Annotated in this window: 12 protein-coding genes and 2 tRNA genes; 5 read left to right on the forward strand and 9 right to left on the reverse strand. The window is 51.1% G+C overall.

Annotated features, from left to right (window positions below; all coding sequences use genetic code 11):
* Positions 1-3: 3 nt before the first annotated feature.
* Both K0J45_RS16645 and nrfD read right to left on the reverse strand, forming a co-directional pair.
* On the reverse strand, positions 4-720 hold the full coding sequence (locus tag K0J45_RS16645) for a 4Fe-4S dicluster domain-containing protein (RefSeq protein ID WP_220043374.1): 717 nt from the start codon (positions 718-720) through the stop codon (positions 4-6).
* A gap of 9 nt (positions 721-729) precedes the next feature.
* Positions 730-1,626, reverse strand: a complete 897-nt coding sequence (nrfD, locus tag K0J45_RS16650) for an NrfD/PsrC family molybdoenzyme membrane anchor subunit (RefSeq protein WP_144204314.1) — start codon at positions 1,624-1,626, stop codon at positions 730-732.
* A gap of 554 nt (positions 1,627-2,180) precedes the next feature.
* On the opposite strand from nrfD, the gene K0J45_RS16655 reads away from it, so the two are divergent.
* Positions 2,181-2,858: a TorF family putative porin gene (locus tag K0J45_RS16655; RefSeq protein ID WP_220043375.1), complete on the forward strand. Its 678-nt coding sequence runs from the start codon at positions 2,181-2,183 to the stop codon at positions 2,856-2,858.
* 228 nt (positions 2,859-3,086) lie between these two features.
* Here the strand turns inward: K0J45_RS16655 and K0J45_RS16660 are convergent.
* Positions 3,087-3,173 (reverse strand) — tRNA-Leu (locus K0J45_RS16660).
* 51 nt (positions 3,174-3,224) lie between these two features.
* Positions 3,225-3,309: transfer RNA gene (locus tag K0J45_RS16665), tRNA-Leu, on the reverse strand.
* Positions 3,310-3,621: 312 nt separating this feature from the next.
* Between K0J45_RS16665 and K0J45_RS16670 the strand changes: the two genes are divergently transcribed.
* A complete protein-coding gene (locus K0J45_RS16670) occupies positions 3,622-3,750 on the forward strand; it encodes a DUF3149 domain-containing protein (protein WP_011867043.1) in 129 nt (42 codons plus the stop codon).
* A 132-nt stretch (positions 3,751-3,882) separates the two neighbouring features.
* On the opposite strand, the gene K0J45_RS16675 is transcribed toward K0J45_RS16670, so the two are convergent.
* On the reverse strand, positions 3,883-4,494 hold the full coding sequence (locus K0J45_RS16675) for a superinfection exclusion B family protein (RefSeq protein WP_220043376.1): 612 nt from the start codon (positions 4,492-4,494) through the stop codon (positions 3,883-3,885).
* 229 nt (positions 4,495-4,723) lie between these two features.
* Between K0J45_RS16675 and K0J45_RS16680 the strand changes: the two genes are divergently transcribed.
* A complete protein-coding gene (locus tag K0J45_RS16680; RefSeq protein WP_220043377.1) occupies positions 4,724-6,364 on the forward strand; it encodes a sensor histidine kinase in 1,641 nt (546 codons plus the stop codon).
* Between the two features lie 7 nt (positions 6,365-6,371).
* On the opposite strand, the gene pepT is transcribed toward K0J45_RS16680, so the two are convergent.
* A complete protein-coding gene (gene pepT / locus K0J45_RS16685; RefSeq protein ID WP_220043378.1) occupies positions 6,372-7,601 on the reverse strand; it encodes a peptidase T in 1,230 nt (409 codons plus the stop codon).
* Positions 7,602-7,713: 112 nt separating this feature from the next.
* Complete coding sequence (tcdA, locus tag K0J45_RS16690) at positions 7,714-8,526, reverse strand: tRNA cyclic N6-threonylcarbamoyladenosine(37) synthase TcdA (RefSeq protein ID WP_220043379.1); 813 nt, start codon at positions 8,524-8,526, stop codon at positions 7,714-7,716.
* Between the two features lie 367 nt (positions 8,527-8,893).
* Between tcdA and K0J45_RS16695 the strand changes: the two genes are divergently transcribed.
* On the forward strand, positions 8,894-9,952 hold the full coding sequence (locus K0J45_RS16695; protein WP_220043380.1) for a porin: 1,059 nt from the start codon (positions 8,894-8,896) through the stop codon (positions 9,950-9,952).
* A gap of 514 nt (positions 9,953-10,466) precedes the next feature.
* A complete protein-coding gene (locus K0J45_RS16700) occupies positions 10,467-11,489 on the forward strand; it encodes a porin (RefSeq protein ID WP_220045344.1) in 1,023 nt (340 codons plus the stop codon).
* A gap of 138 nt (positions 11,490-11,627) precedes the next feature.
* Here K0J45_RS16700 and K0J45_RS16705 read toward each other — a convergent pair whose 3' ends face one another.
* Positions 11,628-12,284 carry a thiopurine S-methyltransferase gene (locus K0J45_RS16705; RefSeq protein WP_220043381.1) on the reverse strand — a complete coding sequence of 219 codons (657 nt, stop codon included), beginning with the start codon at positions 12,282-12,284 and terminating at the stop codon, positions 11,628-11,630.
* 105 nt (positions 12,285-12,389) lie between these two features.
* Positions 12,390-12,734, reverse strand: a complete 345-nt coding sequence (locus tag K0J45_RS16710; protein WP_011867058.1) for a hypothetical protein — start codon at positions 12,732-12,734, stop codon at positions 12,390-12,392.
* Positions 12,735-12,866: the final 132 nt, after the last annotated feature.

Below are 12,866 nucleotides of genomic sequence, written 5' to 3' on the forward strand. Positions count from 1 at the left end.
CTGCTACCTCTGCCAGGTTTGGGGAGAATTGATACTGTATGCCCTGTCGCTCTCGTCTTGGGTCAAGCCGATATAGAACACATTGGGGGAGGTTTGCTTACCGGCCTGCAACACCAGCGGCCTGTGCTGACGTATCAGCCTGGAGACCTCACTCTCGGGGTCATTGATGTCACCAAAGACACGGGCACCACCGGTACAGGTCTCGACACAGGCAGGCAGCAAGCCACGGCTGGTTCGCTGAATACAGAAGTTACATTTATCCACTGTGCCCGTGGCCGAGTGGGTGAAACGCACCCCATCGTAAGGGCAGGCCTGAATGCAGTAGTTACAACCGATACACAGCTGTGAGTCCACCACCACTATGCCATCCTGCTCGCGCTTGAAGGTGGCGCCCGTCGGGCAGACAGACACGCAGGAGGGCTTGTCGCAGTTGTTGCAGAGGATCGGCATGTTAAACACATACTGCTTGCCATTCAGATCCACGCTGTGTTGCGGCACCTGGGTTCTATGCTCGTCAGGCAGGTTGCCGTTCTCTATACCACAGGAGACCACACAGGCCTTGCAACCGTTGCAGCGACCGAGATCGATCACCATAGCCAGACGCTTCTTACCCTGACGACGAATATCGGCGATCACAGGATCGGCGGGGATAAACATCATGCCTGTGGTTGCGATGGCGCCGCCAGCCAGGAGTTTGAGTGTTCTTCTTCTATCTAACATCTTTAGCTCCTAATAAGACTGACCGGCCAGTAACACCGAATAACGTAAACAGAAGGCACCAACTAAGGTGAGTGCGGCGATGCCATACTCCTTAGCGTGAGACACGCCGACTCTGCCCATGATGGAGGTAAGGTTGAGCAGCAGCGGCAGCAACAGGCCAACCACTACGGCGCCGAGCCACCAGATCTTACCGGCCGATGTCGCCATCCCCAGCAGGTTATCCAGGCCATAGAACTTGCTCACATTGGCGATGGCGTAAACGAAGATGCCCAGCACAAACAGCTCTATGAGCATCACCATGGAATCTGCCTTGGCGAAGTGATGATGTGGGTCGCTCTGCTTTAGCCAAGTCTTGACGATCAGCACCACGGCGGCGCCGGAGGAGATGGCAGACACCAGGAAGATCACCACCAAGATGCTGTTAGACCAGACGATGTTGTGCTTGATGTCGCCGATCAGCAGTGCCGTATAGGAAGCGACGCAGACAGCGAGGATCAGATTGATCAGCGCATAGCCACGGCTAGTAAAGGTCTCCTGATTACGCCGCTTGAAGGAGAAGCAAAACAGCAGCGCAAAGATGATCGCTAGGGTCAGCAGCCAGGTACCTATGCTCATCATGGAGCTGGGCTCGAAGGTCATAAACAGGCGATAGAAGCGCAGCAGCTTACTCATGTCGCCATTGAAGATGCCGTACTGGAACGAGGTCAGATCGAAGACGATCATCCCTGTGCCCAACATCAAGAGTAACAGGCCCGCGATGGCGCTAAACTTCGCCGTCGACCAATGGTGGGCGTGAACCACCTTTTCGGACAGAACCAGGGCGCCACTGATAAACAAGGCCCCCGCTCCCGCACCGGCCAAGAACAGATAGGCTGCCACCAACAGCCCCCAATGCACTTCGCTCATAGACATTCCTTATTATTCTATTTAACTCTTTATTCCAGCCGATTAATTGATTGGCGTAGACATAAAGAAATTTAAGATGACGTATAACAGACCAAACGGGAGAAATAGACTTATTCACCCTTATTAAAATCATACAAATCAAACCAAAATAAATAAGGAGCCAGATCACACTAACTATTAAGCGTATTCTCTCAATGGTGAGAATTTGAAGAAAGTGGTTATTTTCACTTTTCGAGAAATCATTTTGCGACTAACGACAAAGCACCCAAGCATCACGAACAACACTTTAAACAATTAAAATCAACAATATAACTGTAACCACCTGAACATTTATCATCCTCATCATTCTCCTGCAAGATGCAAATTGCATTTTTACCAAAACAGAAAAAAGTCATTCAATCACAAATAAACAATATTTTAATAAAGGGTGATTATTTTATTTAAATCTATTTATTACAATCTATGCACCACAATAAAAGTGGCAATCAGTTACATTTAAATAAATTTAATATCACGTTTATTAGAACAGAGTAAAAATAGTTTAAGGGTTGATAATGAATAAGATAATACTCTCCTCTTGCGCCTTAGCCATCGCCTGCACCATGAGCCAACCTCTAGCGGCCGAAGAAAGTCAATTCGCCGCCTCAGGCGTACTCATGGGCCTCAGCAACTACCTGTGGCGCGGCCAAACCATCAGCGACAACAAGCCCACCCTGCAGGGCGACCTCATGGTGGAACATGAAAGCGGCTTCTATCTGGGGACCTCATTCGAGACCTATCGATATGAAGACGAAGGCAGTATCTACAACGATTATGAGATCGATTACTACGGCGGCTACTACCAGATGCTCACCGAGGATCTGGGCCTGGGTTTCAATGCCATGAAATACACCTATGGGGCCGGTGGCTACAGCGTCGAGTATGCAGTAAGCATCGACTACAAGGCCCTCAATCTGACGGTGAACTACGATCAGGATGTGGAAGCCTGGTATACCGAGGTTAACTATGGCTTAGATCTGTTTAACGAGAGTCAACTGGTCGCGCACGTGGGCCTGTTTACCGATGCGGAAAACTATGGCTATCTCGACAATGGCAAGGTGGCAGACAGCATCTACGATGTTGGATTGCGCTATCGCTACCCACTGCTGTCTCAGCTGGATCTCATGTTAGAGGTCAGCTACCAGGAGTTCGAACACGACCACTATATGATAGGTCTCGCCTACAGCTTCTAGTTGCAGTCATGCACAGAATTAAGATAAGCAAGAGATGGGGCGCCGATGGCGCTCCAGCTGCTTAGTCTGGGCACTAGCGACTTCTAGCTACTTAGCAAAGGCTGTTAAGAGCAGTCGATTAAGGGGAGATGCAGACGAGATTATTAAACAGACACAAATTTCAGGCATAAAAAAACCTGCTATTAAGCAGGTTCTTATCTCTTCTAGAGAGGAGTTGCATCAACAAGTTGGTACAGATGGCGAGACTTGAACTCGCACGGCCGTTAAGCCACTAGCACCTGAAGCTAGCGTGTCTACCAATTCCACCACATCTGCATCTTGTCTGTCTGATCTTACCGCTATTCTCTCGAGGAGAGCAACTGATAATGGTACCGAAGGACGGACTTGAACCGTCACTCCCGAAGGAAACGGATTTTGAATCCGTCGTGTCTACCAATTCCACCACTCCGGCTCATCAATCAGACCTTACTCTCTGTCTCGAGTAAGTGAACGGAATTATACCTTTGCTTTTACTAATGGCAAGCCTTTTGCGACACCTTTATTACCGACTGCCGATTTTTCATCCTAAGCGGTTAAAACTCGTCACAATCGCCCTGTTCGCAGGGGATAAATTTGCCACCAGGCTCACAAAATTCAGCAAAACGATGATAGGGCGCTATCAAATTGACAGCATTCATTGATCGAGATCAGCATTTCTCATATCCATTCGCGCTAATTTAGCTTCAGACAACGATATAAACAGCTGCGAAAGAGGATTTCTCACATGGCATTTTGGTTAGATTTAATGTTTGGTAACCCCATTGGCCTGCTATCTATGATAGTGATCTTCACCACCATTGGCATAATGTCATACATCATGTGGTTGTTTATCTCGAAGTCGAAACCAGAATAGATAGGACTTAGAAGTCCAGAAAATCATATTTCTAATGCAAATGGGGGCTTATGCCCCCACTTTTTTTGTCTAGCGCTCGGTGTTTTCACACCCAACTTCCTACACAGTTCTTACCAAATCCCCAAAATGAGATTAGGCGGCGTGCTTGCGGCTCGGCACCACACTGTGAATAAAGTGGGGTCTGGCCTTGATCAGCAGCTGTAACTGCTCTTGATTAGGCTCGCCCTGTGGCAGACGCAACACCTGGCGGTTGAGATGGGATCTCGCCTCCATGGCGATCTTAAAGTCTGCCGTCGGCCCGTGGATGGCGTACTGCTGCTTGTTGCCCAGATATTGCAAGATGTTGGCTTGCAGCAGGCTCTGCACCGCGGCCTCATTTTCCGGCAGGGTCAGCACCGTCTCCCCTTGCAGGAAAAACTCTCTCAGCAGGGCGCGCTCTGTGGGATCCAGCAGCCTCACCTTCTTCTCAATCGTCTCCTTGGTGCGCTTGCCCTTGAGGTGCTTGATCGCCTCGTCGAGAAAATAGTTGGTCACTTGGGTCAGCAGATAGGCGGCGCCGACAATCAGCCCTAGGCCGATGAAGTGGGCATACTGGTTGACCAGCAGCTCTAACCTCAGGGCCTGCATCAAGGAGGTGGGCGCAAAGAGTAAGGCGGCGCTGATCAGGGTCAGCCACAACATCAAATTAAAGATCACTTGCTTGGGACTCGTCTGTTTAAACAGCATCAGATTTACTTTTTCCATCTTGATACCTAGTGTCAAAAAACCTGCAGTAAGCAGAGTAATTGCAAGTAAAATGCCAACACGTAGAGCCACATAAAGACTTTACAAACATCATCTTGGCGACATTTTTATCCCTTTGCCCGAGCAGAAGATAATAATCAGGCTATGCTTAAAGCTATGTGATCTGGACACTGCACCTAGCGTCAATCGTCGGCCGTTCTTATGGTGCTTAGGATAAGCGAACCCATAAATGGCAAACCACACAGCGCAGCTACTCAAGAGTCCCATCGGCAGAAAGCTCACCCTGTCGATCATCCTCTTTAGTTCCTTGATCACCCTGCTCACCACGGGCTTTCAGCTGATCAACGACTATCGTAGCGACGTCAACCGCATCACCCGTCAATTCGACAGCATAGAGAAGGTCAATCTCGACGTGCTGGCGGCCAGCATCTGGGTGATCGACGAGCGGCTGATCAACACCCAGATAGATGGCCTAATCCAACTGCCTGACATCACCTATATAGAGATAGATGACGACAGCGGCCAACACTGGCAAGCGGGCACGGCCACGCCGGAGAACACCATAGAGCGCAGCTTTAAGCTGGTCTACAGCTCGGGCAACGAGAACATCGACGTGGGCACCCTGCTGGTGCAGGCAGATCTTAGGGTGGTGTATGAGAAACTGCTGGATCGCGCCATCGTCATACTGCTCTCCAATGCCATCAAGACCTTTATCGTCGCCGGCTTCATCCTCTTCCTGGTCTGGTATCTGGTGACCCGCCACCTACATAAGCTCAGCGACTATAGCCAAAACATCAACCTAGAAGGCGAGTTCGAGCCCCTTGTGTTCGTCAAGGACAGCCATAAGAATGACGAGTTCTGGCTGGTTGCCGAGGCGATAAACAAGATGCAGCAGCAACTCAGACGCTCCTTCGACGACATCAAGGCCTCCAAGCTTGAGCTACAGGAAGCCCTGGCGGATCGCGAGCGTCTGCTGGAACTGGAACGTAGCTACAAGGATGAGCTGGCCCGCCAGGTGAAGGAACGAACCCAGGAGCTGGAACAGTCCCTCTTAGTGCTCAAGCGTGCCCAACAGGTGTTGGTCGAGCAGGAGAAGATGGCGGCCCTCGGCGGCCTGGTCTCCGGCGTGGCCCACGAGATCAACACCCCCATAGGCATCTGTCTCACCGCCGCCAGCACCCAGCTGATCCATATCGAAGAGCTGATCAAACTGATCCACAGCGAGAACGCGACCCTGGAGGAGATCAACGCCATCCTGGAGGAGTATCAGCAAAGCTGTGAGCTTATCATCAGCAACATCACCCGTGCCAGCAGCCTGATCCAGAAGTTCAAGACCATAGCGGCCGAGCAGAGCCTGGAAGATAAACGCAGCATCAATCTCAAACAGGGACTAGAGGAGCACCACGAGTCGATGCGCTTCATCTACGGCGACAAGCTGGCCGAGGTGGAATACAGAGTCGATCCCGAGCTCAACATACTCACCAACCTGAGCCTGTTTAAGCAGATAGTCACTAACCTCTTCTCCAACGCCTATGCCCACGGCTTCAAGGGTCGCAGTCAGGGGAAAATCAGAATAGATGCCGAGTTGGACGCGGGAATGCTCAAGATCAGCATTCAGGACGATGGACCGGGGATCGACAGCGAGGCCACCGGCCATATCTTCGAGCCCTTCTATACCACCACGCGCTCAGAGGGCGGCACCGGCCTAGGCCTCTCCGCCGCGTTCAACGCCGTCACCCTGCTCCAGGGCAATATTCGCTATCGCGACGACGGCGAGCTGGGCGGGGCCTGTTTCGAGGTGAGCTTCCCGGTGGAGGTACTGGACAATCAGGCCGTCGAGCTCAACCTCTCCAACCCATCAGGCTTTTAAGCGCTAATCAGGCTTTCAGCTGCTTGGCCGTCAGGTGGCAGATCGCCATGATCACCTCGGTCGCCTTCACCATAGATTCCAGACAGATAAATTCATGCTTGCCATGGAAGTTATGACCACCGGTAAACAGGTTAGGGCAAGGCAGCCCCATATAGGAGAGACGACTGCCATCGGTGCCGCCGCGGATCGGTTTGATCTTGGGAGTGATGCCAAGGTCAGTCATCGCCTGCTTGGCGATCTCGACAATATGGGGATGGGGGATCAGCTGATCGCGCATATTGTAGTAGCTGTCTGTGATGCTGACGCTTAATGAGCCCTGCTGCAACTGGGCGTCGCAGGCCTCGACCCGCTCGGTGAGCCAACGCTTGCGCTGCTCAAACTGATCAAGGTCGAAGTCGCGGATCAGATAGGTGAGCTGCGCCTCTTCGGTCACCCCCTTCATCTCAATAAGATGGAAGAAGCCGGCGTAGTCCAGGCTATTCTCCGGAGTATCGCCCAGCGGCATCTTGGCATGAAAACGCGCCGCCATGGTCTGGGCGTTGACCATGACGCCATAGGCCGAGCCCGGGTGGCAGTTGTTACCCTTGGCGGTCACCACGGCCGTGGCGCCGTTGAAGTTTTCGAACTCCAGCCCGCCTAACTCGCCGCCATCTACCGTGTAGGCCCACTCGGCCTTGAAGGCCTCGAAATCAAACTTGTCGGCGCCGCGCCCTATCTCCTCATCCGGCGTGAAACAGAGATAGATATCGCCATGGCGACTGTCGGGATCTTGAAGAAGAGTCGATAGCGCTGTGATGATCTCGGCGATCCCCGCCTTGTCGTCGGCGCCCAGCAGGCTGCTGCCATCTGTGGTGATCAACGTCTGTCCCAGGTAGTGATCTAACTCGGGAAACTCCTCGGGAGAGAGTCTATGCTGCGCGCCGAGAGGGATATCGCCGCCATCATAGTTCTCGATCAGCTGAGGACGAACATTGGCGCCGCTAAAGTCGGGCGCCGTGTCCAGGTGGGCGATAAAGCCGATGGGCGGAACCCCTTCAACTGTCGCGGGCACCAGAGCCGTCAGATAGCCAGTCGCGGAAAGCGCCACCTGACTGAAGCCTAACTTGATCAGCTCCTCTCTGAGTTGATCCGCCAACGCCATCTGTCCCTGGGTACTGGGACAGCAGCTTTGACGCCCGTCAGACTGAGTATCAAATTGCACATAGCGTAAGAATCGATTTAACAGGGCCTGTTTCATAATCAATCACCAGCAAAAAATGTCGACTGAGTCTAACAAGTGACCAAAGGGTGACTTTAGACTTAAATCAAGTTTTTGGTGATTTACGCCTCAGGCCAGCAGGCGATATCGGCTATGCCTTGACGGCAAGCTTGGTCAGCACTCGGCTCACGGCGGTAAAGCCGAAGCTACCTGTCACCACTGTGACGGCGCCGAAGCCAGAGGCACAATCCATGCGCATGCTGCCCTCGGCCGTGGCCTTGACGTTACAGACGCTGCCATCGGCCTGGGGATAGACCAGCTGCTCGGTAGAGAACACCGCCTCGATACTGAAACGGCGCTGCACATTCTTAGAGAAATTGTATTCGCGGCGCAGCAGGTTACGCACCTTGGCCAGCAGAGGATCTTGATAGGTCTTGGCCAGATCCGCCACCTGGATCTGAGTAGGATCTGTCTGACCGCCGGCGCCACCTACCGTCACTATCGGCAGTTTCTGGCGCTTACAGTGGGCGATCAATGCCGCCTTAGGTTTGACCGCATCGATACAGTCGACCACATAGTCCAGGCTACCGCCCTGCTTACGACCGGTAAAATAGTCATTCAGATTGTCAGTAGTAATGAAATCTTCCACCTGATTGACCCGGCACTCGGGGTTGATCTGCATGATACGCTCAGCCATCACCGCCACCTTAGACTCGCCTATCGTCTCCTTGAGGGCGTGCAGCTGACGGTTGGTGTTGGTGACACAGATATCGTCGAGATCGATCAGGGTGATCTCGCCTATGCCACTGCGGGCCAATGCCTCGGCCACCCAGGTACCTACCCCGCCTATGCCGACCACAGCCACATGGGACTGCGCAAATCGGGTCAGTGCCTTAGCGCCATATAAACGGCCAATGCCGGCAAAGCGATTGAGATAGGCGTCAGAGAGTTCAGGTTGGCTCAAGGTGGGCTCCGGTAAGATAACTAAAAACCCGCCGATTTTACCGCAATCCTAGGCAAAATCCCAAAAAGAAAAACGGTGACAAGTGTTAAGCCAATGGGGCGATTGCAGCAGCCTGGCAAGCAGAGGGTGACACAGGGTAAAGAGCAAATTAACCCACTGTTTTTAAATGTAAAACAACATAATAAAACTCACGTAAAACCAATGATTTGCGACACGGATCACATCTCAACATTGCACTTCTGGGCACACTGACGCCGCGACACAGCATAAGCGGCCAAGAAAGCTCCCTCTGGGCCCATGACTCTCGTTAGCTAAAAAAATCAAAGGCCCTCTTTGAGATGGCCATAATCGCTACAGGAAGATGACAATGAAAAAATCTGTTCTATCGGCAAGCATTTTCGCCACCCTCGCAGCCACCTCATTCGCCGCGCTCGCCGACGGTCCTCAGTTCTATGGCCGTGCCGATCTTGCCTTCACTCACTCGGATAATGGCATCGCCACCCAAAACCAGAAAGATGGCACCATCATAGAGAACAACTTCTCTTGGTTAGGGGTGAAGGGCAGCGAAAAAGTCGCCGACGGCCTGGAAGTGATCTACCAGATGGAGTTTGGTGTCAGCAACTATGACAACTCAGGCAACACCTTTGCCGCGCGTAACACCTACCTGGGGCTAAGAAGCGTCATAGGTACCGCCCTTGTGGGTCGTAACGACACCGTATTTAAGGCATCCGAAGGCGGCTTCGACCTCTTCGGTAACACCAACTCAGATATCGATCTGCTGGCCGCCGGTCAATCGCGTACCGCAGACGGTATCACCTACTACTCGCCTAAGATCGCCGATCTCATCACATTAAATGCCACCTATCTGATGGAAGACAACTATGTGACCTATGACGGCAACGAGCGCGTGGCACCAGACAACATGTATGCCCTCAGCGCCACCTTAGGTGATAAGGCGCTCAAGGCGCAGAACTACTATGTTGCCGCGGCCTACAACGACAACATCGACGATGTGAAAGCCTATCGCGGCGTAGCACAGGTGAAGCTGGGTCAGGTGATCTTAGGCGCCCTGTATCAGAACAGTGAACATGTGGACAGCAAGTACGCCAACCTAGAAGGCGATACCTACTTTATCAACGCCGCCTATGTGATGGGCAACCTGAAGTTTAAGGCGATGTACGGTAAGGACGATTCGGGTCTGGGCAAGTATGTGAAGCGTTATGTGGGTGGTAGCGATGGCGCGGGCATGGAAACCGTATCTGACGTAGATCTACAACAGTTCAGTATAGGTGCCGACTACCGTATCAGTAAGAGCACACTGTTTTATGGCCACTACACTAAATATGATGGTGACCTGAAACTGGCTGGCATGAAACAAGATCTGGGTAATGACATAGTCACCATAGGTATGCGCTTCGACTTCTAAGTCGTCCCCAGCTTAAATAAAGGCGGCCAAGGGCCGCCTTTTTGCTTTTCTTCTAGCCGCTTTACTCGCCGCGTGGCTTTATCTGCGCTGCCCCTGCTTGCTCCCCTGTTCGTCCCTTTCAGCTAAATAACAGGCAATAACTGTGCGTAAGCGCACACTTTTTAAACATATTTATGCTTTCTCAAGCAAAACGCCTACAATTTTAGCAACTTCTTAATAAGTTACAGTTTGTTTACATCAACAGCAGAGTACATACCCCTTTGGGAGTAGGCGTAATACGTTAAATTTACAAGGATTGGCTGTTTTTTAAACGGATGAGACAGATCTGTCACAAATTCCTCGTAAAGCTAACCTTGATAAGCAGAAATTTGATCTGCGCCACACTCTTGCTGCCATAAAACTGTAAACTTCTGGCCAACTTTGTTACGAGAACGGACCCTCGGAGCAAATTATGGAAACTATGTTAATAACCATTAAAAAATGGAAAAGAACTCAGTTCTTGGGAGCACAATACATGAAAAAATCTCTAATCTCTGCATCAGTAGCATCTGTTATTGCACTGACCTCATTCGGCGCGCTAGCCGATGGCCCTAACTTCTACGGTCGTTTAGACCTAACCCTAACTAACTCTGACAAGGGTTCAACTACTCAAGAAGGTAAAGATGGTACTATTCTTGAAAACAACTTCTCACACCTAGGTGTGAAAGGTTCTGAAAAGATTTCTGACGGTATCGATGTTATCTACCAAATGGAATTCCAAGTTGAGAATACTTCTTCTAAAGGTGACGTATTCAAGGCTCGTAACACATTCCTAGGTCTTAAGAGCGCAGCCGGTACCCTGCTTGTTGGTCGTAACGACACTGTATTCAAGCAATCTGAAGGTGGCATCGACCTATTCGGTAACTCAAACGCCGATATCGACCGTCTGGTAGGCGCGCAAACTCGTAGCGCTGACGGTATCTGGTACTACTCTCCAAAGATCGCTGACCTGATCACTCTGAACGCGACTTACCTGATGACTGACAACAACCAGGCTGGCGTTGAAAATGCTGATGACCAGTACGCTCTAAGCGCGACTCTGGGTGACAAGAAGTTCAAGGCACAAAACTACTATGTTGCAGTAGCTTACAACAAAGGCATCTCTGGTATCGACGCATACCGTGGTGTTGCTCAAGTTAAGCTAGGCGACTTCAAAGTTGGCGGTCTATTCCAAAACTCTGAAAGCGTTAAAGACGGTTCTACAGACAACAACACTTACTTCGTAAACGTTGCCTACAACCTGAACGGCGTTAACCTGAAAGCTGAGTACGGTAAAGACGAAGCTGGTTTCGGTAAGTACTACAAAAACATCTCTGGTGTAGCTGGTACTGACATCAACGTGACTAACATCACTGTGGGTGCTGACTACCGCGTAGCTAAATCAACTCTGATCTACGGTCACTATGCAATGTACGAAGGCGACCACAAAGTTGCTGGCGTTAAAGTTGACCTAGAAGACGACAACATCTTCACCGTTGGTGTTCGTTACGACTTCTAATTCGATGAGCCCCAGGCTCTGATGAAAAAGGCGACCTCTGGTCGCCTTTTTGCTTTCTAACGCTTAATTTTTTATAGCTTAAGTTTCTTTAGCTTAAGTTTCTTTAGCTTAAGTTTTTGTAGCTTAAGTTGCTGTAGCTTAACGCCTCACCAGACGATAGACAGACTCGGTCAGCCAGGGCACCTGCTTCTTCACGAACCTTGGATTCTCGGCCAGTACATCCTGGGTGCTGAGGCACTCGATCTCGAAATAGGGGCTCATATGCTCCTGAATCCAGGCATCCGATACCGCAAATGGTGGGCCGTTTAGCGCTTCCTGGGGATAGTCTAAGGTGATCAGCAAGCCTATGCTCTTAGGCGGCAATAAACCGGCCAGGCACTCCACATACTGCTGGCGCATCTCAGGCGGCCAGGCGATCAGCGCCGCCCTGTCATAAAAACCGCTCACCGCTTCCAGGGGTTCTTTTGGCAGACGGAACAGATCCCCCTGGTAGATGCTCACCTGCTCGGTGCGGTAACACTCATGCTCGCCGCTCGATTGACGCTCGACCGGCAGCTCGTTGTCGCTGAAGAACTGCTCCACCGCGCCCTGATTCAGCTCACAGCCGATCACCTCCAGCCCCTGCTCGGCCAGATAACAGAGATCTAAGGTTTTACCACACAGGGGAACGAAAACCTGACTGCCGGCAGCTAACTTGAGCTGCGGCCAATAGTCGATAAGAAGGGCGTTGACCTCGTCGAGATGAAAACCTATCTGCTGTGAGGCCCATTTGTCGTGCCAAAAACTGGGTTGCATCGTTAGCTCCGCATAAGCAAGTGTCTCATTATGCAGGCTACTCTAATCTCTCGTCGGCCAAGATGCCAGCTTACCGATTATTTCGGCAAGCTTTTCTCTTGGTCGTTATTGAATATCTAAGACTTTTTGTACCCGTCTGAGCCAGACACAGTTTTCACATTCGCAGTTACGGCGCGACAGGTGATGGGGGGTGAGGCTAGAATCGATAAAATCGACCGCGATCAGCAGCTGTTGCTTCAGCTCGGCAACCGACTTGCGTTCGACGGCCACCAGCTCGTCGTTATGGTTCATCCAGACGCACTCCATCCCTTGATAGCAGTGGATGCACTGGGGGTCTGTGCTGTTGAAAAAACCCGCGTGAGGACAAAACTTTAGCTCCATCGACTGCACGATGCGCTTCCTCGGATATTCTAATAATTCAATCAATAGGGCTTTGTTTAGTTCCGTCATTTCGCCCTCCTCACTCATCAAAGTCGCTCAAAAATGAAGCTTAGTTTTATATTAGCTTCAGGTTACCTGTATGTGTATGTAACAGAATTGATATAGGTCAACATCTCATACGAAAATATCGGTTAGGCATCG

It is taken from the genome of Shewanella alkalitolerans (genome assembly GCF_019457575.1).
GTDB classification, from domain to species: Bacteria; Pseudomonadota; Gammaproteobacteria; order Enterobacterales; family Shewanellaceae; genus Shewanella; species Shewanella loihica.